This window comes from Pseudomonas sp. S2_H01 (assembly GCF_054668305.1).
Window position 1 is genome coordinate 5,894,927 of sequence record NZ_CP162756.1, and the last position, 23,214, is coordinate 5,918,140.

Consider the following 23,214-nt stretch of genomic DNA (forward strand, 5'->3'; position numbering starts at 1 on the left):
TGCAAAAGCAATCGCGCATAAAAAAACCTCATGATCGCTCATGAGGTTTTTTTGTTTCTGCTGACTCAGCCAGGCATCAAGCCGGTGCGCTGGTGCGGATCAAGTGGTCGAATGCGCTCAGGGAAGCCTTTGCGCCCTCGCCGACCGCGATCACGATCTGCTTGTACGGCACCGTGGTCACGTCACCGGCCGCGAAGACCCCGGGGATCGACGTCTCACCGCGCTGATCGACAACAATCTCACCCCGTGGCGACAGCTCGATCGTGCCCTTGAGCCACTCGGTGTTCGGCAGCAAGCCGATCTGCACGAAGATACCTTCCAGCTCGATGTTGAGTTCGTCGCCGGTGGTGCGGTTCTTGTAGCGCAGGCCATTGACCTTCTGGCCATCACCCGTCACTTCGGTAGTCAGCGCGCTGGTCAGCACGGTCACGTTTGGCAGACTGTGCAGTTTGCGTTGCAACACGGCGTCAGCGCGCAGGGTGGTGTCGAACTCGAGCAGCGTCACGTGCGACACGATACCGGCCAAATCGATCGCCGCTTCGACGCCCGAGTTGCCGCCACCGATAACGGCGACACGTTTACCTTTGAACAGCGGACCGTCGCAGTGCGGGCAGTAAGCCACGCCCTTATTGCGGTATTGCTGCTCGCCCGGCACGTTCATTTCGCGCCAGCGGGCACCGGTCGCCAGAATCACGGTCTTGCCCTTGAGCACGCCACCACTGGCGAACTTGACCTGATGCAGCTCGCCATCCTTGCCAGGAATCAGCTGGTCGCCGCGCTGCAGGTTCATGATGTCGACTTCGTATTCCTTGACGTGTTCTTCAAGGGCGACCGCCAGTTTCGGGCCTTCAGTGTGTTGCACCGAAATGAAGTTTTCGATCGCCATGGTGTCCAGCACCTGACCGCCGAAGCGCTCAGCCGCGACACCGGTACGAATACCTTTACGCGCTGCGTAGATCGCCGCAGCGGACCCCGCCGGGCCACCACCGACGACCAGCACATCGAACGCCTCTTTGGCATTGAGCTTTTCGGCCTGACGATCACCGGCACTGGTGTCGATCTTCGCCAGAATCTCTTCCAGGTTCATGCGGCCCTGACCGAACAGCTCGCCGTTCAGGTAGATGCTGGGGACCGACATGATCTGGCGGTCAGTGACTTCTTGCTGGAACAGGCTGCCTTCGATCGCAACGTGCTGCACATTCGGGTTCAGCACGGCCAGCAGGTTCAGCGCCTGAACCACGTCAGGGCAGTTCTGGCAGGTCAGCGAGAAGTAGGTTTCAAACTTGAACTCACCGGTCAAAGCGCGCGCCTGCTCGATCGTGTCCTCACTGGATTTCGACGGATAGCCGCCGACTTGCAGCAAGGCCAGTACGAGCGAGGTGAATTCGTGGCCCATCGGCAGGCCGGCAAAACGCAGCTTGATGTCCTGGCCCGGGCTGTTCAGGGCGAAAGACGGTGTGCGTGCATCGTTGCCATCGGTATTCAGGGTGATCTGATTGGAGCTGCTGACGATGTCATTGAGCAGTGCCAGCATTTCTTGCGATTTCGCGCCGTCATCAAGGGACGCGACGATCTCGATTGGGCGAGTGATCCGCTCCAGGTACGATTTCAACTGAGCTTTAAGATTGGCGTCCAACATGATTCGGCTTCCTTTTCAATATTCTAAATCTGGAAATAAAAACGCCCAGGCGATAACCGCCCGGGCGTTTTTTGGGGGCGATGCGGTTTACGTGCTAGAGCTCATCGCTCCCGGTCCGGCCATGAGTGTCATGGGGACTTAGATCTTGCCGACCAGGTCCAGGGACGGAGCCAGAGTCGCTTCGCCTTCTTTCCACTTGGCTGGGCAGACTTCGCCCGGGTGAGCAGCCACGTACTGAGCAGCCTTGATCTTGCGCAGCAGCTCGGAAGCGTCACGGCCGACACCGCCGTCGTTCAGTTCAACGATTTTGATCTGACCTTCAGGGTTGATCACGAAGGTGCCACGGTCAGCCAGACCTGCTTCTTCGATCAGAACGTCGAAGTTGCGGGAGATGGTCAGGGTTGGGTCGCCGATCATGGTGTACTGGATTTTGCCGATCGCTGGCGAGGTGTTGTGCCAGGCAGCGTGAGCAAAGTGGGTGTCGGTAGAAACGGAGTAGATTTCCACGCCCAGTTTCTGGAACGCGTCGTAGTTGTCAGCCAGGTCTTCCAGTTCGGTTGGGCAGACGAAGGTGAAGTCGGCTGGGTAGAAGAACACCACAGACCATTTGCCTTTGAGGTCAGCATCCGAAACGTCAACGAAAGAGCCGTTCTTGAAAGCGGTCGCTTTAAACGGTTTTACTTGGCTGTTAATGATAGGCATCGGGTGGATCTCCTTAGGGTTGGAAAATTGGGTGTGTGTCAAATCGATGGGGAGGATATTACTCACAATCACCTGAGATGGCTCATTGGCAAACCTCATGCTGGTGATTGGTTTTCGCTATAGAACCACTCTATTAATAGAAGAAATCAGTGACACCTTTTCGTGCCTCGCTCCTATCAAGACGAATGGCCCCGTCCTCCGCCGCCCTTTGAACGCGCCCACAGCCTAGCGAGTTCTTCCTGATGTGTTCAAGTCACTAGGACATCTGGACAAAGATCACGCACAATGACGCGCATTGATGGTATGTAACACTACATACGTAACACAGTACGTTTTGACAGGGGCATGCATGGCGCGCAGCGGTGTAAGCAGGGCAGAAGTTCAGGCGGCAAGGCTGGCGTTGGTCGCGCGTGGCGAAAATCCCAGTATCGATGCAGTACGTATCGAGATGGGCAATACTGGCTCCAAGACTACCATCCACCGTTTCATGCGTGAACTGGATGAGCATGATACTGGCGCCTCACCTTCACAGATCGACGACGAGTTACTGGCCCTCGTCAGTCGCCTGGCCAGTCGCCTGCGGGAACAGGCGCAGGAACACATTGACAAAGCACAGGCCAGACTCGACGCCGAAAAGAAAGCATTGCAAGACACGCTGCAACAGACCCAACGCCAACTGGCCGACCTGATTGAGCGCCACGCCTTGCAAACCACCAAGCTGGGCACCCAGACAGCCACCTTGCTCAGCACGCAACACGAATTGCAAACAGAGCAAAAACACAACGCGCGCCTGGTTCAAGCAGCCAAAGACGTTGAGTCTCGCCTGCAAGACAAGGACGAGCAGATTCGTTCGTTGAAAGAACAGCACCTGCAGTCCCACACCCAATGCGCATTGCTTCAGGAGCGATTGAATAACGCGATCAAGGAAAGCGAAAAAATTCAGGAGCGCCTGACCGAACGCGACCAGCAGAACCGGGTGCTGGAACTCATCTTGATCAAGACCGAAGTGGCACTGGAAAACGTACGAGCGGGGCAGCCTGCCGCGCCACCCTCCCGCGAGGGCTAAGCACTGTCAGACGGCGCCTCGATCAGCCCACGCACCCGCTGTGCCAGCTCATCGATGCTGAATGGCTTGGTCAGCATGTCCATGCCAGCGTCTAGAAAATCGCCCCGCACCTGGGCATTGCGCGCGTAACCCGTCATGAACAGCACGCGCAGCTCAGGCCGGTGCTGGCGGGCGATTTCCGCGAGTTGCCTTCCATTCATGCCCGGCAGGCCGACATCGGTCACCAACAGATCGATACGGCCAGCCCCCAGCAGGATCGGCAACGCCGCTGCGCCATCCGGCGCCACTTCTACCGAATAGCCAAGCTCGCGCAACACATCGACCACCAACATCCGCACATCCGGCTCGTCCTCAACGACCAGCACACGCTCGCCCTGACTGGCACGAGGCGGGGCCGGATCTTCATTCGTGGGGACCTGCCGCTCATTCGATTCGAAGTGGCACGGCAAATACAGGTCGATGCGCGTGCCCTGCCCTTCAACGCTGTCGATCTGAACCTGGCCACCTGTCTGGTTGATGAAGCCGTACACCATCGACAACCCAAGCCCTGTGCCCTGGCCGATCGGCTTGGTCGTGAAGAAAGGATCGAAGGCGCGGGCGATCACATCGCTGGACATACCGGTGCCGGTGTCCTGCACGCTCAGGCGCACGTAATCGCCCGGCGTGAGCGCATCGTGCAGCACGGCCACGTGCACCACTTCGGTCTGGATCAGCAAGCGGCCGCCGTCAGGCATGGCGTCGCGCGCATTGATCACCAGATTCAGCAGTGCGTTTTCAAGCTGGTGTTCGTCGGTGTGGGTCAAACGCAGCGAGCTGTTCAGGTCGATTTCCAGCTCAATGCTTTCACCAATGGTTCGCCGCAGCAGCTCCTCCATGGACACGACCATGTGATTGATGTCCACCGCGCGCGTATTCAGCGACTGGCGCCTGGCGAACGCCAACAGTCGATGGGTCAGCGAGGCCGCACGATTCGCCGAGCTCATCGCAGCCTCGATGTAGTGGTCAATCTCCGACACTCGCCCGGCCGCGACTCGGCGCCGAATCAGGTCCAATGCGCCCAGCACGCCCGTGAGCATGTTGTTGAAGTCATGGGCAATGCCGCCAGTGAGTTGCCCGATGGCATCCATTTTTTGTGCGTGGCGTAATGCTTCTTCGGCCTGAGCGCGCTCGGCAATCTCAACCTGCAGACGCTCGTTGATGTCGGCCAGTTCGCGGGTGCGCTCCGCAACGCGAAGCTCAAGACTCTCGTTGAGCTCACGCAAAGCGTCTTCGGCCTTGACCTGTGCAGTGATATCCGTGTTTGTGCCGATCCAGTAAGTGATACTCCCGGAGTCGTCACGAATGGGGAGTGCTCGCGAGAGAAACCAACGGTACAAACCGTCCTTGCCACGCAGCGGGAAGGTGTCTTCCCAGATAGACCCTGTTGCAAAGCAACGGCGAAAACGCGAGTCGACACGTTCCAGATGATCGGGATGATGAAGCGATCGCCACCCCAACGCCATCATTGCCTCATGGGACGTGCCGGTGTAGCTGTACCAGCGCGCGTTGTACCAATAAATCCATCCGCCAGCATCGGCAATCCACGCCAACTGACTCATGTTGTCGGCGAGCGTGCGGAACTGCCGCTCACTTTCGTGCAACGCTTTTTCAACGGCGAGCGACGGCTGATCGGTCGATGGATCGTCAGGCGCAGAGGGATTCAAGGGCATGGATGCCGAAAAACTCTTGCTGGTCAAAAAGTGGGTCCGTCCTTCAAAAACAAGTGCTCACCCGGTCCTCGTCCATGAGGCCGGGCTACATCAGCGCCATGACGCCAGTGTCAGCGTGTGGCGGTACGCATGGTGACGAACTCTTCGGCGGCCGTCGGGTGCACGCCGATGGTGTCATCGAAAATCTGCTTGGTTGCGCCAGCCTTCAGCGCAATCGCCAGGCTCTGAATGATCTCACCCGCATCCGGACCGACCATATGGCAGCCCAATACGCGATCCGTCTGGGTGTCGACCACCAGCTTCATCAGCGTGCGCTCTTGGTTATCCGTCAGCGACAGCTTCATCGGCCTGAAGCGGCTTTCGAACACCTGCACGTCATGGCCCGCTTTTTTAGCTTCTTCCTCGGTGAAGCCGACGGTGCCAATGTTGGGCAGGCTGAACACCGCAGTGGGGATGTGGTTGTAATCCACAGCACGGTACTGCTCGGGTTTGAACAGGCGTCGAGCAACCGCCATGCCCTCAGCCAACGCCACCGGCGTCAGCTGAACCCGGCCGATGACATCGCCCACGGCGATGATCGACGGCTCGGTGGTCTGATAACGCTCATCGACCTTGACGAAGCCCTTCTCGTCGAGCTGGACGTTGACGGTTTCCATGCCGAGGTTGTCCAGCATCGGACGGCGTCCGGTGGCATAGAACACGCAATCGGTATTGAAGCTGCTGCCGTCGTTGAGCGTGAGTTGCAAGGTGCCGTCCGCGAGCTTCTCGATCGCCTCGATTTCGGTCTTGAAACGAATGTCCATGCCGCGCTTGGCCAGCTCTTCGTGCAGGTGCGTGCGCACGCTGCCGTCAAAGCCGCGCAGGAACAATTCACCGCGATACATCAACGAGACGTCGGCACCGAGGCCATTGAAGATCGAGGCAAACTCGACGGCAATGTAGCCGCCGCCCACCACCACGACACGCTTGGGCATCTGCTCGAGGAAGAACACTTCGTTGGAGGTGATGGCGTGCTCGCGGCCCGGGATATCCGGCGTCTGCGGCCAGCCACCTGTGGCGATCATGATGTGCTCGGCGGTGTGCACCTGGCCGTTGATTTCGACTTCGTGCGGACCGCGCAACTTCGCGTGCCCTTCCATCAGGGTCACACCGCTGTTGGCCAGCAGATTGCGGTACACACCATTAAGGCGATGGATTTCGTGATTCTTGTTGGCGATCAGGGTCGGCCAGTCGAACTCGGCTTCACCGCTGGTCCAGCCAAACCCCTTGGCCTGCTCGAAGTCTTCGGAGAAATGCGCACCGTAGACCAGTAACTTTTTTGGCACACACCCGACGTTGACACACGTCCCCCCCAGATAGCGGCTTTCAGCGACCGCCACGCGGGCACCGAAGCCTGCGGAAAAACGTGCAGCGCGAACACCACCGGAACCGGCGCCGATCACAAACAGGTCGAAGTCGTAGCTCATTTCTTTCTCCTTGACAGGAGGGCTAGCATAACCGCTCCAGCGCGCTCGGCAAGGTCTGTAGGACAGAAACGACAAAGCCACCCGAAGGTGGCCTTGTTTGCAGTACAGCTGTCGGTCAATTCACCGACACAGCCAAATCACTGAGTGGATTTGCCGGTTTTGTAGAAGTGCTCGAAGCAGAAGTTGGTCGCTTCGACGTAGCCTTCAGCGCCACCGCAGTCGAAACGCTGGCCTTTGAACTTGTAAGCCAGCACGTTGCCTTCGGCCGCCTGTTTCATCAGGGCGTCGGTGATCTGGATTTCGCCACCTTTGCCCGGCTCGGTGTTTTCGATTTTTTCGAAAATGTCCGGCGTCAGGATGTAGCGACCGATGATCGCCAGGTTCGACGGCGCGTCTTCCGGCTTTGGCTTCTCGACCATGTCAGTCACGCGGAACAGGCCCGGCTTTATCTCTTCACCTGCGATCACGCCGTACTTGTTGGTTTCGTTCGGATCGACTTCCTGGATGGCCACGATCGAGCACTTGTATTGCTTGTGCAGCGCGACCATCTGGGCCAGAACGCCGTCGCCGTCAAGGTTGACGCACAGGTCGTCCGCCAATACCACGGCGAATGCTTCGTTGCCGATCAGCGGACGACCGCTGAGGATCGCGTGACCCAGGCCTTTCATTTCGGTTTGACGGGTGTAGGAGAAGCTGCACTCGTCGATCAGACGGCGGATACCGACCAGGTATTTTTCTTTGTCGGTGCCTTTGATCTGGTGTTCCAGTTCATAGCTGATGTCGAAGTGATCTTCCAGCGCGCGCTTGCCGCGACCGGTGACGATGGAAATTTCATTCAAACCCGCAGCAAGTGCTTCTTCCACGCCGTACTGGATCAGTGGCTTGTTGACAACTGCCAGCATCTCTTTAGGCATGGCTTTGGTCGCTGGCAAAAAGCGAGTGCCGTAACCGGCTGCAGGGAACAAGCATTTCTTGATCATATAAGTCCTTGATGGGGCTGGGGGTGTTGCGGCGCAGTCTAATCAGGCGTTGATCACCTTACAATGCCCGCCACTGGCCGTTCGCTGCCATGGTAGAGGAATAGTTGCGCAGATAGTTCCGCACGTTTACGGATATTGCGACCACAGAACATCTGCAAACCGCCGGAAATTGCTCGCAGACGTTTGCTCGCCGAATGGCCGTTCATTGTCCGTCGCGTCACGCGTATGAGGACATCCCTCCCCTCAAAACCACCGGTTCATGACAGGAGCAAGCGTAGCCCGCTTCATCCGTTTGCGTAGGAAAATAATGCCGTTGCGCCGTATCATGGCGACCTGAATCACTAATCGAGATGGATCGATGTCGGAAGTCAAAACTGTAAACGGGTACCAGATCAAGAAACTCCAGGATGGCAAATGGTGGCTTGTCGGCCACGACCAGGAAGCCGTTGCCGGCCCATTCGACAGCGAAAGCAGCGCTGTCGAAGTCGCCGCCGTGTTCGAAGACACGCCTGCGCCCCGTCGTCGCAGCGATAAATAGTCTGCCTGGCAGGCTGCCGATCAGGCCTGGCCAGCGGGCCTGATCGGGCTTCAACCTGAAATTTATTGGGTGATGCCGGAACGATGGCACAACCCGTCAGTCTCACGAAAGCTGCTTATCAACCCGGCCCTCATCGCGAAGCATTAGAAATGATCAAGAACCTGTCCCTCATTGTTGTACTGGGCCTGACCGGCTGCGCCACTGCGCAAGACACTTACCTGAAAGACGGTAAACAAGCCCTGAGCATCGATTGCTCCGGCGAGGCCATGTCCTGGGCCGCCTGCTATGAAAAAGCCGACGCCTCGTGCGCGGGAACCGGCTACAACATCGTCAGCACCAACGGCACGCCCCAGCCCAAGGACGCCGACAAGACGTTGGGGGTCGATGTCGGCAACTACAAGACGCGCAACGTACTCGTGGTGTGCAAGTAGCCTGCGGTGGGCGGACGATCAACGCAGCGTCATTCCCCTGAAATGCAGGCGGTCACCGCATGCTGAATATCCTTGGGTCTCAGCGGGTTGTTGCCGCCACTTTCAAACAACTTGATTGAACTGCCCCCTGAGCGTTTTTCGACATCCACGATCGCAGTCGGTGTCTCGCTGGTGAATTTTTGCGGGACGATGATGCGCATACCCTCGTGGTGAGCCTCAATCTGTGGAGGCTTGCGACTGTCACCTATCCTGGCGATAAAACACTCGGTGTATTCCTGAGGATTCTTGCCCGACATCACGCTCATGGTGGGCGGCGTGTGCTCGATGTCTGCCACCGAAGCACAACCGGTCATCGCCAGAGCCAGAACAACAACAGCGAGTTTCATACAATCCCTCCAGTAAAGGTCCTACGACAAGCCGGAGCTCGATAAAGTCCGTGCCCGTCTCACTTTTTTAGCCGCAAATGCGGCGATTACACCGCGCTCGCGCACAATGCCAGTGCCCACCGTGCTATCGTTTCGGGTTTTCGAGAATGCCCTGTCTCCGGAGACACCCATGAAATTCGTACACCAGCGCGAGCACCTCAACGAAGACGACCTGGTCGTCATCGAGTGCTCCCAGCTCTGCAACATACGCCTGATGAGCGACGCGAATTTCCGCAGCTTCAAAAACGGCGGACGCCACACCTATCACGGCGGCGCATTCGACCGCTTCCCGGCCAAGATCGCGGTGCCCAGCACCGGGTTCTGGAACATCACCATCGACACCGCCGGGCGCAAGCTGGACACGAATGGCGGCCGCAAAACGACGTTCACTCATTCGATCAAAATCGTACGCCGGACATCTTCGCGGCTGAGCTGATCCTGTCGTTCATTAACCACCGTAAGGCGTGAAAGCTTTGTTGCCACGCCCTCCTCCTTCCGTTTTCAAGGAACACAACGTGACCGCATCCGCCCCTGTCGTCAAATATGCCATCAGCTACAAACTGAATGGCGAGCGCCGCTTCGAGTTTGCTTTGCTGCAATCGCCTTCCGCCGAAGAAGCCCTGGCTGCATTGCAGAAAATGCACAGCGGCAGCGATGATGTGATCAGCGATGTCAAAGTCAGCAAGGCACTCTGACACACCTGATAACCGGTAACGCCGCGATGATGCAACGCAAAGGCACCACACCCGCCACCTTCGACCTGTTTGCCGACGACACGCCGCAATCCTCAGCGTCCGAGCAGATTGGCCCTCGGTCTTTTGTGTTTCGCGGCTTCGCCCTGCCGCTCATTGACCGCTTGCTGCCCTCGCTTGAGTCAGTGCTCACCCGCGCGCCCTTCCGCAACATGATCACGCCCGGTGGGCACACCATGTCTGTGGCACTGAGCAGTTGCGGGCAGTTTGGCTGGACCACTGATCGCAGCGGCTACCAGTACACCCGAATCGATCCGCAAACAGGAAAGCCCTGGCCCGAGATGCCCGAGGTGTTCATGGAGCTGGCGCGCTCGGCTGCTGACGCTGCGGGCTTCGCCGCTTTTGTTCCTGACGCCTGCCTGATCAACCGCTACATTCCGGGCGCAAAAATGTCGCTGCACCAAGACAAGGACGAGCGAGGGTATGAATGGCCAGTGGTGTCGGTATCGCTCGGCATCCCGGCGATGTTCCTGTTCGGCGGTCACGCCCGCAGCGACACGACTCAACGCGTACCGCTGTTTCATGGCGATGTGGTGGTATGGGGCGGTGAAGACCGCCTGAGGTTTCATGGCGTGATGCCAGTCAAGCAGGCCGAACACCCTCAACTGGGCGAACAGCGCATCAACTTCACGTTTCGCAAGGCACGGTGAACGTCGCGAGTAAGGCGCACTCCCTTTGGAAGTGAGCTTGCTCGCGATTGCGAAACGTCAGACGATTTCGGTGTTGAACGTGCCGACGTCATCGCGAGCACGCTCACGCCTACAGGCTTGGCGTCGCATCAGGGGGTGACGACTTCTGCCGTCGCCCGGGTCTTGACCGGGCACACCACCCGATGCAGGTTCAACGCCGTATTGATGATCCCGATATGGCTGAACGCTTGGGGGAAGTTGCCCAACATGCGGCCATCGCGGGGGTCGTACTGTTCGGCGAGCAGGCCGACGTCGTTGCACAGACCGCACAGGCGATCAAACAGATCGCGCGCTTCCTTGTCGCGACCCTGCAGTACATACACGTCCGCCAGCCAGAACGAACAGACCAGAAACGTGCCTTCACTGCCCGACACGCCATCGGTGCTGCGTTCACCGTCATAGCGCAGCAGCAAGCCGTCCTGCATCAGAGACCGCTCGATCTGGACCACGGTGCCGCTCACGCGTGGATCGTCCACCGGCAAGAATCCGGTCAGCGCGATCTGCAACAGACTGGCGTCCAGTTCCTTGCCGCCGTAGGTCTGCACAAAACTGCCCAGCTCGGCATCAAACCCGTTCATGCAGACATCGGCATGGATCTCATCGGCGACCCTGCGGTAATGCAGACCGCGCTCGCGGGCTTCCGGGTGATCACTCTGCGCCAACACGCCGGCGTTGCGATCAAAAGACACCCACGCCATCACCTTGGAGTGCGTAAAGTGCCGAGGCTCGGAACGAATTTCCCAGATCCCCGCATCCGGCAGGTGCCAGACCCTTTCCAGAAACGGCATGATGACTTTCTGGATCTCCGTGCTGCGCGGCAGACGGGGCAAGCCGCTTTTTAGCGCCTGCGTCATGGCATCGGCCACTTCCCCGTACACGTCCAGCTGTATCTGCGTGGCCGCCGCGTTACCGATCCGCACCGGGCGCGATCCCTCATAGCCGCTCAGCCACGGCAGCTGGTACTCCGGCAAACGCCGCTCGCCGCCCAGGCCATACATGATCTGAACCTGTTCCGGGTTCCCCGCCACCGACCGCAACAGCCAGTTGCGCCAGGCCGTGGCCTCTTCGTAATAGCCCAGGTTCATGAAAGCCAGCAGCGTCATGGTCGCATCACGCAACCAACAGAACCGATAATCCCAATTGCGCTCGCCGCCCAACTGCTCCGGCAACGAGGTGGTGACCGCCGCGACGATACCGCCGGTAGGCGCGTAGGTCATGGCCTTGAGGGTGATCAGTGAGCGCTTGACCTGATCGGTCCAGGGCCCGACATCGGGGCAGCGGTCCGAAAACTCTCGCCAGAACGTTTCCGTCTGCTTCAACGCCTGCTCGACATCGAACGCCGCCCGCACAGGCTCGTGGGACGCTTGCCACGCCAGCGCAAAGCCGAGGCGCTGCCCCGCACTTACAGTGAACCGGCTTTGCGTGTGGTGATCGAGCGGGTGCAGTTCTGCAGGCGTGCGCAGCACCAGCATCTCGGGACCTGCCACGGCGGTCATGGTGTGCGGGTCTCGCTTTTCCACCCACGGCACGGTGCTGCCATAGTCAAAGCGGATCGCCAGGTCCATCGTGAAATCAACGGTCCCCTCCACGCCCACCACCACACGGACAACGCTGCTCTCCATTTCCATGGGCATGAAGTCGATCAGCATCGCCTGACCGGTGTCAGTAGTGAACAGGGTTTCGAGAATCAGCGTACCGTCGCGGTAGCTGCGCCGTGACTGGCATCCAGGCTCAGTGGGCGCGATCTTCCAGCGACCGTTGTCGCTGTCGCCCAGCAGGGCTGCAAAGCAGGCAGGTGCGTCGAAGCGCGGAAAGCACAACCAGTCCAGCGACCCGTCGCGGGCCACCAGCGCCGCCGTCCGGCAGTTGCCGAGCAGCGCGTAATCTTCAATCAATACAGCCATGGGGCAATGTTCCCTCTTGGTGTACACGACCATCGGTCACAGCAAGACGCTGTGCCGACGACTTCGGTCGCGAAGAAACCGGAGAACCGGCGGACGTCAGCGTGCGCATCAATGCCGACGCTTCACTGCCAGAGAGGCAACGAAGTGCCGGCCTCGAGAGCACACTCCCGCCCGCAGATCATCCGGGTACTGCCGTCAGCGCGGCAGGATGTAGCGCTCAATGGCCGTGGCCAGACCGTCCTCGAGGTTGCTCCCGGTGACGTAGCTGGCTTGGCTTTTGACGGCTGTTTCTGCCTGACCCATCGCAATCGACAGCCCGGCACGCAGGAACATCGCCACATCGTTCCCCGCATCACCTATGGCCGCCGTATGGGCCAGCGCCACGCCTAATTCCTCGGACAACGTCTCCAGCGCCGTGCCTTTATTGGCATCGAGCGCGGTGACATCCAGGTAATAGGACTGAGAGCGGGCGGCGCGCGCCGCGTCCGCAATCAAAGGATTGAGCTGGACTTCAAGCCGCTTGAGCAGCTCGAAATCCTTGCTGGCGGCCACGATCTTGTCGATGCGATCGATGTAACCCTCGAAATGCTCGACCTGAACGAAGTCGTACCCCAGCGTGTTGCGCTCATGCTCGACGTAATCCCCTTGCGGGTCGAGCAACAGCCACTGATCGTCGGCAAACACCCACACCGACACGCGCTCTGCGGCGAACAGCTCAAGGCTGGTCCGTGCCGCTTCGGGCGCGATGCGGTGAGCCTTGAGCAGGCTGCCATCGGGCCTGATGATGTTGGCGCCGTTGAACGCCACGGTCGGCAGATCGATGCCCAAGGCTTCGATCTGCTGACGCATGGCCCTCGGCGGACGGCTGCTGGCAATGGTGAAATGGATGCCGGATTCGCGCAATTGACGCACAGCGTCGATGTTGGCCTGGCTCAGGCTGTGATCGGGCCGCAGCAACGTGCCATCAATGTCTGACAACAGGAAACGGATGAGGGGTTGCGTGGAATCACTCATCCGAGTCGTTGCCAGCTGCGACCGTCACGCGCCAGCAGCTCGTCGGCACCTGACGGGCCGTCTTCACCGGCGTTGTACATCTCGACGTGCGGATCCTTGGCCCATGCATCGATGAACGGTTGCACCGCACGCCAGCCGTTTTCGATGTTGTCGGCACGCTGGAACAGGGTCTGGTCTCCGGTCAGACAGTCGTAGATCAGGGTTTCATACCCGGTCGACGGCTGCATCTCGAAGAAGTCCTTGTAGGCGAAACCCAGTTCGATAGTCTGCATGTCGAGGGTCGGCCCCGGCTTTTTGGCCTGCAGGTCGAACCACATGCCTTCGTCAGGCTGGATCTGGATCTTGAGGAAGTTAGGCTCCACCCGGTCCACGTCCGTGTCACGGAACTGGGCATACGGTGCAGGTTTGAAGCAGATCGCAATCTCGGTATCACGCACACTCATGCGCTTGCCGGTGCGCAGATAAAACGGCACGCCGACCCAGCGCCAGTTGTCGATCATGACCTTGAGCGCCACGTAGGTTTCCGTGTTGCTCTCAGGGTCAACCCGGTCTTCCTGGCGGTAGCCGGGCACGCTCTTGTCGCCGATCGTGCTCTCGCTGTATTGACCGCGCACCGAGTTGGCCAGCGCTTCCATTTCCGACCAGGGCCGAATCGCGCCGACCACCTTGGCCTTCTCGCCCCGCACCGCGTCGGCGCCAAACGCTGCCGGAGGTTCCATGGCAACCATGGCCAGCAGTTGGAACAGGTGATTGGGCACCATGTCCCGCAGCGCACCGGTGGTTTCATAGAAACTGCCGCGGGTTTCGACGCCTACGGTTTCAGCCGCGGTGATCTGCACATGATCGATGTAGTGATTGTTCCAGAACGACTCGAACAGCCCGTTGGAGAACCGGCTGACCAAAATGTTCTGAACCGTTTCCTTGCCCAGGTAGTGGTCGATCCGGTAGATCTGCTTCTCGCTCATCACCTTCAGCAAGCAGCTGTTCAGCGCGACCGCACTCGGTAGGTCGTGACCGAACGGCTTCTCGATCACCACGCGACGGAAATAGTCGTCGCCCTCGACCATCAGCCCCGAGGAGCCGAGCCGTTTGGTCACTTCACTGAAGAAACGCGGCGCGGTCGCCAGGTAGAACACCGCATTTTGCGTGCCGGTGTTCTTGATCTTCGCGTCGATGTCCGCGTAGGTGCCATCGTCGAGAAAATCGCCTGTGATGTAGGTGATCCGTTTGGCAAGGCTGCCCCACAGCGCCGGATCCAAGGGTTCTTCTCCACCTTGGGCGACCTTGTTGGCCGCCTCTTGACGAATGAAGTCCTCAAGCTTCTTGGCGAAGTCGGCGTCACTGACGGTGTTGTGGTCAACGCCGACGATGTGCAGGTTCTCGCCCACCAGTCCGTCACGGAACAGGTTGTAGAGCGCCGGCATCAACAGCCGCTTGACCAGGTCGCCGTGGGCGCCGAACAGGAACAGCGTGGTCGCCGGAGCGACCGGAGCCTTTTGCTTGCTGCGGGATAAACCCATTATTTTGGTTCCTTATGACCACCAAATCCGAAACGCATGGCGGACAGCATTTTGTCGCCGTACGTGCTTTGTTGACGGGAGCGGAAGCGGGCAAACAGCGAAGTCGACAGCACCGGAACCGGTACCGCCTGCTCCATGGCGGCTTCGATGGTCCAGCGGCCTTCACCGCTGTCGGCCACGGAGCCGGAGTACGCATTCAGTTGTGGATCGGTTGCCAGTGCGTCGGCCGTCAGGTCCAGCAGCCAGGAAGACACCACGCTGCCACGACGCCACACTTCGGCAATGTCGCCCAGGTTGAGATCGAAGCGTTGTTCGGCCGGCAGGTTGTCCGAGTTCTTGGTCTTCAGGATGTCAAAGCCTTCGGCGAAGGCCTGCATCATTCCGTACTCGATGCCGTTGTGGATCATCTTCACAAAGTGCCCGGCACCCGGTGGTCCGGCGTGGATGTAACCATGCTCGGCACGCGGATCAGCATCCTTGGAGCGGTCCTTGGTGCGCGGAATATTACCGATGCCAGGTGCCAGCGTCTTGAACAGCGGGTCCAGCCGATCAACCACCTCGGTCTCACCGCCGATCATCATGCAATAACCGCGTTCCAGGCCCCAGACGCCGCCGGAGGTGCCGACATCGACGTAATGCAGGCCTTTTTCTTTGAGCGCGATGGAACGACGAACGTCGTCTTTATAAAAGGTGTTGCCACCGTCGATGATCACATCATCTTTATCGAGCAGGTCGGCAAGCACATTGATCGTGTCTTCCGTTGGAGCGCCAGCAGGCAACATCACCCAGACGGCTCGCGGTCTTTCCAGCGCGGCGACCAGTGATTTGAGGTCATTGGCAGGCGTCGAACCTTCGTTGGCGAGCACGGTGCGAGACTGCTCATCGCGATCATAGACCACAGTGGTGTGGCCATTGAGCATCAGTCGACGTGCGATGTTGCCGCCCATGCGGCCTAGTCCAACAATCCCGAGTTGCATGTAGAGGTGCTCCTTAATTCGTAAACAGGGGTGCCTCATTTTATAGCCCAGTGCCGCATGTAGGGTTAGTCCGGGGAGGCAAACGAAGGTTTCCCGGTGAAAATAGTTTCATGTTCAAGCGTCAAGCCTGCCCTATGACGCCGGTTTTCGCGATCAGGAAACGTTCGCGACATTAAAAAATAAAAAAGTTCCTTTTTTCCTCAAAAGAAATCAGAATTCGCGCCGATAGAGGTAGGAGCATGGACACGTCGGGTAGCGATAGCGTCATTGCTTGAACCTTACGAAGTTGAATCCCGCCATTTGCGAGGTGAGCAATGGGCACAGTACTACCTGCAAACGTTCCACAGACTCTGTACGTTACCGTTCGTCGCGACGAGCTGAGCCAGCTGAAGGCCGAACGTGATCAGTTGCAAAAGAAAGTTGCCCAGTTGACGTTGATGTTGCAGCACGCCCAACTCGCGTCCCCCGGCACCGCATTGCACGCCTGATTACCCCGTTTCCCCTGACTGTTCGCGGCAAGCCCGATCCGATGGCTTGCCCGCCTCCCGCCCGCCTCCCGCCCAAGTGACTCCCTGCTGACACGACAGCCGCCTTTGACAGGTGCCTTTGGTCGGACCAGACACACTCTGTAACGTTCCTGCTTCTTTGAAATTCGCGATTTAGCGCATTCGGCCTCGAACGTCACGCCTGGCTCACATTTTTTTCACCTGCCGATCACCATACTCCCGCTCCCCTGTGAGCCGTCTGCCGATCACTGTCGTTCAGACCGGTCCTCACACTTGCACGACGCGACAGCCTCTCTGAGTCGCGCGAAAGATCCATAGCTGGAGCGCTTGATGGCAACTATGAAAGGGAGCTCACCGGCTCCGAAGGGTTTCGACTGGACCGGCCTGGTCTGGCTGTTCGTCTTTTTCTGGTACTTTTCCGGTATTACCCAACTGCTGATTCAGCTGACCGGCATCACCGGCTTCGCAGGGTTTCGTCAGGCGTTCGTGATGAGCGGCATCTGGCTCGCGCCCATGCTTCTGTTCCCCAACAAGACCCGAATCATGGCGGCCGTCATAGGCGTTGTGCTGTGGGCCTGTTCGATGGCGAGCCTCGGCTACTTCTTCATTTATCAGCAAGAGTTCTCGCAAAGCGTCATCTTCATCATGTTCGAGTCGAACATCTCTGAAGCGGGCGAGTACATGACCCAGTATTTCGCCTGGTGGATCGTGTTGGCGTTCATCGCCCACACCGCCTTCGCGATTTTCCTGTGGACGCGTCTGCGCCCGGTTTACATGCCGCGCGGCCGGGCCTGGGTGGTCTCGACGGCGCTGCTGGTGGCCATCATCGGCTACCCGCTGGCCAAGCAGATGGCGCGTCACGATGACGCCGCCTCGGGCCTCGAAGCGTTCGAGTCACGTATCGAACCGGCAGTGCCATGGCAAATGCTGGTGGCCTACCACCGCTACACGCAGCAACTGGACAGCATGCAGAGCATGTTGACCAGCAGCAGCAACATCCCGCCGTTGAAGAATCTCAAGGACCAGCAGGCCGGCCTTCCCACCACGCTGGTATTGGTGATCGGTGAATCCACCAACCGGGGTCGCATGCACCTTTATGGCTATCCACGCCAGACCACCCCAAACCTGGACGCGATGAAAGACCAGCTGCAGGTGTTCAACAATGTGATCACCCCGCGCCCCTACACCATCGAGGCGCTGCAGCAGGTGCTGACGTTCGCCGACGAAGAAAACCCGGACCTTTACCTGAAGACGCCTTCAATCGTCAGTGTGATGAAGCAGGCGGGTTACAAAACCTTCTGGATCACCAACCAGCAGACGATGACCAAGCGCAATACCATGCTCACCACGTTCTCCGAACAGGCTGACGAGCAGGTTTACCTGAACAACAACCGCAACCAGAACGCGCGCCAGTACGACGGCGATGTGCTGGAACCGTTTGCCAAGGCCCTGACCGATGCCGCACCGCGCAAGCTGATCGTCGTCCACCTGCTGGGCACGCACATGAGCTATCAGTACCGGTATCCGCAGGACTACGAAAAATTCACCGGCCGTGACGGCGTGCCAGCTGCGATCGACGACAGCAAACTCGAGCTCTATAACAGCTACGACAATGCTGTGCTGTACAACGACTTCGTGGTGTCCAGCCTGATCAAGTCTTACAGCAAGGCAGACCCCAACGGCTTCCTGCTGTACCTGTCCGACCATGGTGAGGACGTTTACGATTCCGCTGGGCATAACACCCTCGGCAGAAACGAAGCCAAGCCGACGATCCCGATGTACACAGTGCCTTTCATTGCCTACGCCTCACCCAAATGGCGTCAGACACATGACTGGAACTTCGACAGCATTCATGACCGCCCGTATACCAGTTCCAATCTGGTCCACACTTGGGCACAGCTGGCGGGCCTGAGTTTCGATGAGCTGGACAGCACCAAGAGCCTTGTCAGCCTGGACTTCAAGGCTCGTCCACGTCTGATTGGCGATCCCTATGCGCAGAAGGGTCTGAGTGACTTCGCCGTGATGGAGAAGGTTGCCAAACAACCTCAAGCGACCCCCGAGGTCGCTAGCCAGTAATCGGTCAGCACTGAGCTCTACGTTAATGAGCTCCGACGTTAATGAGCTCCGCTGTTAATCCGATGTTAAAAAGAAGGCCTGCGCAATGCAGGCCTTCTTTTTATCTACGCTATCGACGCCAACGCCTTTACAGCCTGCGCATCCGCACGCGGGTCACCCGACGCTCCTGCACCTGAACCACTTTCAGGCTCCAGCCGTCCCAGATCACCTCATCGCCCGACGTTGGCAGGCGGTCCAGCAAGCTCACGACCAACCCCGCCAGCGTCTGATATTCATCGGTGACGGGCGCCTTGAAGCCGATTCGGTCGCGCAAGTGAGTCAGGTTCATCGCGGCATTGACCTGCACGCTGTCACCCTCTTCCACCAGATCCGGACCTTCCGCCTCACTCGCATCCGGCAGCTCACCCGCGATGGACTCTAGGATGTCAGTCATGCTCAGAATGCCGACAAAGTCGCCGAACTCATTCACCACAAAAGCAATGTGGGTGGACTCGGCACGCATCTGGTCAAGCGCGTTGAGAATGGAAAAGCTGTCCAGCAGATTGATCGTGGTGCGCGCCAAGTGCTCAAGGTTCGGGTTTACGCCCGAGAGCAGCCCATTGAGCAACTCTTTCTTGTGCACGAAGCCCAGGGGCTCGTCCACCCGCCCGCCACGAATCAGCGGCAGCCGGGAATAAGGCGAAGCCAACAGCCGCTGGCGAATAGCGGCGTCATCGTCATCCAGATCGATCATGTCGACATCAGTCCGCGCGGTCATCACGCTACGAATCGGCTTCTGCGCGAGCTGCAACACGCCACTGATCATCACGCGTTCGCGACGATCAAAGACAGGTTCCTCCGAATCGCCTTCCAGCATGTCGACGATGTCCTCGCCCACCTCCTCAACGCCCGGCTTGCGCCCACCCAAAAGGCGCAAGACGGCGTGAGCCATGCGCTCGCGACGGGGTAGATGCCCCTTGAGACTGCGCTTGCGCCGCGAACGCGCGATCTGGTTGAACACCTCGATGAGGATTGAAAAACCGATCGCGGCGTACAGATAGCCTTTGGGTATGTGAAAACCCAGACCATCGGCTGTGAGGCTGAAGCCGATCATCATCAAAAAGCCCAGGCAGAGCATGATCACCGTCGGGTGCGCATTGACGAAGGCGGTCAGGGGTTTGCTGGCGATGATCATGATGGCGATGGAGAATACAACCGCAATCATCATGATGGACAGTTCGTCGACCATGCCCACCGCCGTGATCACTGCATCGAGCGAGAACACGGCGTCGAGCACGACAATCTGCGCGACGATCGGCCAGAACAGTGCGTAGGTTGTACTCCCGCTTTTCTGCGCGACATGCCCTTCCAGCCGCTCGTGCAACTCCATCGTCGCCTTGAACAGCAGGAAGATACCGCCGAACAGCATGATCAGGTCTCGGCCTGAAAAGCTCTTGCCGAAGACCTCGAACAAGGGCTCGGTCAGCGTCACCATCCAAGAGATGCTCGCCAGCAGGCCCAGCCGCATGATCAACGCCAACGACAACCCGAGCACCCGCGCCCGATCCCGCTGCTCCGGCGGCAGTTTGTCGGCCAGGATGGCAATGAACACCAGATTGTCGATGCCCAGCACCAGTTCCAGAACGATCAGCGTCAGCAGGCCTAGCCAGGCCGTAGGGTCCGCAATCCATTCCATGGTCAGTGATTCCTTTTCGACGGCAACAGGACAGGCACACGCACGACCGAAGCGCTGTTCAGCGGGACGGTGCACAAAAATCGGGTTTTGGAGAGGCGCAGATCAGCGCGGAGTAACGAAAGATGGCCGTTACCGTTCAGCGAACGGGATCGGCAACTGGGAGGTTCCAGTGAAAGAGACATGAGCGTCCTGAGTTGAATACGGGAGGCGATCCTATCTCGCTGCGGGAAGTGTCTTACAGGACATAACTGTTACAAATGTTTTGAGCGGTGTTGCCAGAGCAACACCAGGGTCAGGTCACCGCCCGACATCGGATGGCACTGCCTGCGCTGCAGTTTATCGGTGGGAGCGAATGTATTCGCGAAGCACTGGGACATCCGAAAAAGATATCTCGTCCGTACGAATGCATCGCAACTAAATCCGCACACAGGTATGCATCCAGTGCTCGCTCCCTGTCGAGGCTTACAACGCCTTCTGCCAGAACAACGCCCTGCCCATTTGCGGGTCGAGCTGGTAGTCGGAGAACCCCAGCTTGCGATAGGCGCCGAGCGCCACCTCATTACCCTCGAGCACTTCCAGGGTCATCTTGCAGCAGCCGCGCTGCCGGGCGATTTCTTCGACCTTGGTGAGCATTTTCTGGCTGATGCCCTGACCTCGTGCGGACGCGATGACGACCACATCATGGATGTTCACCAGCGGGCGGCAGGCAAAGGTTGAAAAACCCTCGAAACAATTGACCAGCCCGACCGGCTCACCCGCGATAAACGCCAGCACGCTGAACGCGTGAGGCCGCTTGGCAAGCTCGATTGCCAGTTGCTGACGGGTGTCCAGCGACAAGGACTCTCCGCCGCCCATGGCGTCTTCAGCGTATTGATTAAGCAGGAAGCCGATGGCTTCAGCGTGGACCGGATTGGTGTAGCTGGCTTGCAGGACCAGAACCTCAGGGGCTTGCATTGACTTCCTCTACAACTCAGGGGGTATCAGGCAACAGGCCAAAATGCCGTTTGCCGCGTGGCGAGGATTCTACCGTGGTGCGCACCAAGATATCCCTATACAGAAGTAGGAAATTTCTCGATACGCACAAGATTTGATCCCTGATGCACCGAGAAAAGGCGATAGCTCCCGTTTGTGACCGCCCGGTCGCAAAAAAGCCAGCGGGGGCTATGCTTGCCGAGCCGCACTGGTTTGATTGTCGAACAATCCGACCGACGGTAATCGGTGCTTTTTATCTCCTCAGCGTGCGCCAGAACGGCGCACTGCGCGGTCAGGGAGTTTGTGTAGCGCGATGAATTTTTTCCTACAAAAAGGTGCCAGCCCGCATGCCAGACATTTCCCAGAAAAAAAGTCGAAACTTCTGCAAATGCGCTGGGTCAGCACAATAGAGCGCCTATGCTATTGGTTGAAGCCCGAGCAGAGGCCGCTTTCACCCTGTCCTTCACTATGCAGTCGGTAAATGGGTATCGATTTTGCGTAGGTCTTGTGTGCGTGGCCAACGGACATGGCCAATTACAACTCAAGTGCTGTACCAACACTGCGTATCGAATGGGAGAAAACGATGATTAGTGCCGCTGTCAAAACCCAGAAGGGAGAGAGTTTTAATCAGCCGGCCAGCGAGCTGACCCATCTGCCGGTCTTCGCAACGACGAGCGCACCTTTGCTGCAACTGCCCCCTGTACAACCAGGCATGTCGACGGTGAACAGAAAGAAAATCCTGTTCGTGACATCGGAAATGGCCGATCTGGTGAAAACCGGCGGTCTGGGTGATGTGTCTGCTGCACTGCCGCGCGCCATGCGCCACCTGCACGATGTACGCGTGCTGATACCCGGCTATCCACAGGTCATCAATAGCGGTAACCCGATTCACATCATCAGCGAACTGAGCGGTCATGCCGCACTGCCTCCCTGCAAGATTGGCCGGATGGACATGAAAGACGGCCTGGTCATTTATGTTCTGATCTGCCCCGAACTCTACGAGCGCGAAGGTACGCCCTATGGCGACAACCAGGGTCGCGACTGGTCGGACAACCACATTCGCTTTGCGCGTCTGGGCCTGGCCGCTGCCGACTTCGCCGCCGGTGCTGTGAAAACCCAGTGGTGCCCGGAACTCGTTCACGCCCACGACTGGCCGGCCGGCCTTGCACCGGCCTACATGAAGTGGCGCGGCCAAAGCACCCCAAGCATCTTCACCATTCACAACCTGGCGTACCAAGGGTTTGTCAGCACGGCGTCGAGCCGCGAGCTGGGTATTCCGGATGAGGCGCTGGGGCCGGACGGCATGGAGTTCTATGGCCGTCTGTCGTTCATCAAGGCCGGCATGGCTTATGCCAGTCACATCACCACCGTCAGCGCGACGTACGCCAAGGAAATCACCACGGCGGACTTCGGCTGCGGCTTGGAAGGCTTCCTGCAAAGCAAGGCCAACCGTGGTCAGCTCAGCGGGATCCCCAACGGCATTGACGAAAGCTGGGATGCCGCGACCGACGAACACCTGATCTGCCGCTTCGGCCCCAATGAGTGGACCCGCAAAGAGATCAACGCCGATCACGTGCGCGAGCTGTTCGAACTTGAACCGTCGACCGGCCCGCTGTTCGCGGTCGTTTCCCGTCTGGTTTATCAGAAGGGTCTGGACCTGACCATCGGCGTCGCCGAACACATCGTCAACAACGGTGGCCAGATCGCGATCATCGGTCGCGGCGAACCGGACGAAGAAGACGCCATGCGCGCCCTCGCCGCCCGTTTCCCCGGTCAGATCAGCGTGCGTGTCGGCTTCAACGAAACAGATGCCCGTCGCATGTTCGCTGGCAGCGACTTTCTGCTGATGCCATCACGTTATGAACCGTGCGGGTTGAGCCAGATGTACGCCCAGCGTTTCGGGTCATTGCCGGTCGCGCGCCGCACGGGCGGTTTGGCCGACACCATCGAAGACGGCTGCACCGGCTTTCTGTTCGACGAGTCCACGGTGGAGAGCTACACCGAAGCCCTGACCCGCGCATTCAAAGTCTTTGCCAACCCGCCACTGCTTAACGCCATGCGTTGCCGCGCCATGGCTGCCCCGTTCGACTGGCACAAAGCGGTTGAACCCTATGCCGACCTTTATCAGGAACTGTTGAAGAAGAACGTGGGTGCTGCGCTGCAATACTGATTC

Annotated in this window: 20 protein-coding genes and 1 pseudogene; 9 read left to right on the top strand and 12 right to left on the bottom strand. The window is 58.8% G+C overall.

Features of this window, described 5'->3' with window-relative positions; genetic code table 11:
• Positions 1-76 precede the first annotated feature (76 nt).
• Both ahpF and ahpC read right to left on the bottom strand, forming a co-directional pair.
• On the bottom strand, positions 77-1,639 hold the full coding sequence (ahpF, locus tag AB4N84_RS26300; RefSeq protein WP_460043922.1) for an alkyl hydroperoxide reductase subunit F: 1,563 nt from the start codon (positions 1,637-1,639) through the stop codon (positions 77-79).
• Positions 1,640-1,777: 138 nt separating this feature from the next.
• A complete protein-coding gene (gene ahpC / locus AB4N84_RS26305) occupies positions 1,778-2,341 on the bottom strand; it encodes an alkyl hydroperoxide reductase subunit C (protein WP_062381274.1) in 564 nt (187 codons plus the stop codon).
• A gap of 349 nt (positions 2,342-2,690) precedes the next feature.
• Here ahpC and AB4N84_RS26310 point away from each other — a divergent pair, with 349 nt between their 5' ends.
• Positions 2,691-3,407, top strand: coding sequence for a DNA-binding protein (locus AB4N84_RS26310; RefSeq protein ID WP_460043923.1), 717 nt, complete (start codon positions 2,691-2,693; stop codon positions 3,405-3,407).
• Here AB4N84_RS26310 and AB4N84_RS26315 read toward each other — a convergent pair.
• The 3 genes and pseudogenes from AB4N84_RS26315 to galU form a co-directional block, all read right to left on the bottom strand.
• Positions 3,404-5,056, bottom strand: a pseudogene (locus AB4N84_RS26315) (hybrid sensor histidine kinase/response regulator); the annotation flags it as partial. The gene AB4N84_RS26310 and the pseudogene AB4N84_RS26315 sit on opposite strands and share 4 nt — an antisense overlap.
• A gap of 170 nt (positions 5,057-5,226) precedes the next feature.
• Positions 5,227-6,582, bottom strand: coding sequence for a glutathione-disulfide reductase (gorA, locus tag AB4N84_RS26320; protein ID WP_460043924.1), 1,356 nt, complete (start codon positions 6,580-6,582; stop codon positions 5,227-5,229).
• 137 nt (positions 6,583-6,719) lie between these two features.
• Entirely contained in the window at positions 6,720-7,562 is an 843-nt protein-coding gene (gene galU / locus AB4N84_RS26325) for a UTP--glucose-1-phosphate uridylyltransferase GalU (RefSeq protein WP_074750314.1), read from the bottom strand.
• 358 nt (positions 7,563-7,920) lie between these two features.
• On the opposite strand from galU, the gene AB4N84_RS26330 reads away from it, so the two are divergent.
• Positions 7,921-8,100: a hypothetical protein gene (locus AB4N84_RS26330; protein WP_074750312.1), complete on the top strand. Its 180-nt coding sequence runs from the start codon at positions 7,921-7,923 to the stop codon at positions 8,098-8,100.
• 149 nt (positions 8,101-8,249) lie between these two features.
• Positions 8,250-8,531, top strand: a complete 282-nt coding sequence (locus AB4N84_RS26335) for a hypothetical protein (protein WP_074750310.1) — start codon at positions 8,250-8,252, stop codon at positions 8,529-8,531.
• A gap of 29 nt (positions 8,532-8,560) precedes the next feature.
• On the opposite strand, the gene AB4N84_RS26340 is transcribed toward AB4N84_RS26335, so the two are convergent.
• On the bottom strand, positions 8,561-8,917 hold the full coding sequence (locus tag AB4N84_RS26340; protein WP_074750308.1) for a hypothetical protein: 357 nt from the start codon (positions 8,915-8,917) through the stop codon (positions 8,561-8,563).
• 169 nt (positions 8,918-9,086) lie between these two features.
• Between AB4N84_RS26340 and AB4N84_RS26345 the strand changes: the two genes are divergently transcribed.
• From AB4N84_RS26345 to alkB, 3 genes are all read left to right on the top strand, one after another.
• Positions 9,087-9,392: a DUF1883 domain-containing protein gene (locus AB4N84_RS26345; RefSeq protein ID WP_074750306.1), complete on the top strand. Its 306-nt coding sequence runs from the start codon at positions 9,087-9,089 to the stop codon at positions 9,390-9,392.
• Positions 9,393-9,471: 79 nt separating this feature from the next.
• Positions 9,472-9,651 carry a hypothetical protein gene (locus AB4N84_RS26350; RefSeq protein ID WP_074750304.1) on the top strand — a complete coding sequence of 60 codons (180 nt, stop codon included), beginning with the start codon at positions 9,472-9,474 and terminating at the stop codon, positions 9,649-9,651.
• A 29-nt stretch (positions 9,652-9,680) separates the two neighbouring features.
• Positions 9,681-10,358, top strand: coding sequence for a DNA oxidative demethylase AlkB (gene alkB, locus AB4N84_RS26355; RefSeq protein ID WP_460047153.1), 678 nt, complete (start codon positions 9,681-9,683; stop codon positions 10,356-10,358).
• A 128-nt stretch (positions 10,359-10,486) separates the two neighbouring features.
• Here the strand turns inward: alkB and AB4N84_RS26360 are convergent, their stop codons facing one another.
• The 4 genes from AB4N84_RS26360 to gnd all read right to left on the bottom strand — a co-directional run bounded on the left by AB4N84_RS26360 (position 10,487) and on the right by gnd (position 15,812).
• The gene (locus tag AB4N84_RS26360; RefSeq protein WP_460043925.1) at positions 10,487-12,301 is read right to left on the bottom strand and encodes a glycoside hydrolase family 15 protein; all 1,815 of its coding nucleotides are present in this window, start codon (positions 12,299-12,301) and stop codon (positions 10,487-10,489) included.
• 195 nt (positions 12,302-12,496) lie between these two features.
• Positions 12,497-13,315, bottom strand: coding sequence for a Cof-type HAD-IIB family hydrolase (locus AB4N84_RS26365; RefSeq protein WP_074750300.1), 819 nt, complete (start codon positions 13,313-13,315; stop codon positions 12,497-12,499).
• Complete coding sequence (gene zwf, locus AB4N84_RS26370) at positions 13,312-14,835, bottom strand: glucose-6-phosphate dehydrogenase (protein WP_460043927.1); 1,524 nt, start codon at positions 14,833-14,835, stop codon at positions 13,312-13,314. The genes AB4N84_RS26365 and zwf overlap by 4 nt, the downstream gene beginning before the upstream one ends.
• A complete protein-coding gene (gene gnd / locus AB4N84_RS26375) occupies positions 14,835-15,812 on the bottom strand; it encodes a phosphogluconate dehydrogenase (NAD(+)-dependent, decarboxylating) (protein ID WP_460043929.1) in 978 nt (325 codons plus the stop codon). The genes zwf and gnd overlap by 1 nt, the downstream gene beginning before the upstream one ends.
• A 314-nt stretch (positions 15,813-16,126) precedes the next feature.
• On the opposite strand from gnd, the gene AB4N84_RS26380 reads away from it, so the two are divergent.
• Together AB4N84_RS26380 and AB4N84_RS26385 are read left to right on the top strand one after the other, a co-directional pair.
• A complete protein-coding gene (locus AB4N84_RS26380; protein WP_167362028.1) occupies positions 16,127-16,300 on the top strand; it encodes a DUF6026 family protein in 174 nt (57 codons plus the stop codon).
• Positions 16,301-16,648: 348 nt separating this feature from the next.
• Positions 16,649-18,394: a phosphoethanolamine transferase CptA gene (locus tag AB4N84_RS26385; protein WP_074750294.1), complete on the top strand. Its 1,746-nt coding sequence runs from the start codon at positions 16,649-16,651 to the stop codon at positions 18,392-18,394.
• 127 nt (positions 18,395-18,521) lie between these two features.
• On the opposite strand, the gene AB4N84_RS26390 is transcribed toward AB4N84_RS26385, so the two are convergent.
• The gene (locus tag AB4N84_RS26390; RefSeq protein ID WP_460043931.1) at positions 18,522-20,069 is read right to left on the bottom strand and encodes a TerC family protein; all 1,548 of its coding nucleotides are present in this window, start codon (positions 20,067-20,069) and stop codon (positions 18,522-18,524) included.
• A gap of 462 nt (positions 20,070-20,531) precedes the next feature.
• Positions 20,532-21,023 (bottom strand): GNAT family N-acetyltransferase, encoded by a 492-nt coding sequence (locus AB4N84_RS26395; protein WP_074750290.1) that lies wholly within the window; start codon positions 21,021-21,023, stop codon positions 20,532-20,534.
• A 601-nt stretch (positions 21,024-21,624) separates the two neighbouring features.
• On the opposite strand from AB4N84_RS26395, the gene glgA reads away from it, so the two are divergent.
• On the top strand, positions 21,625-23,211 hold the full coding sequence (gene glgA / locus AB4N84_RS26400; protein ID WP_460043932.1) for a glycogen synthase GlgA: 1,587 nt from the start codon (positions 21,625-21,627) through the stop codon (positions 23,209-23,211).
• Positions 23,212-23,214 lie beyond the last annotated feature (3 nt).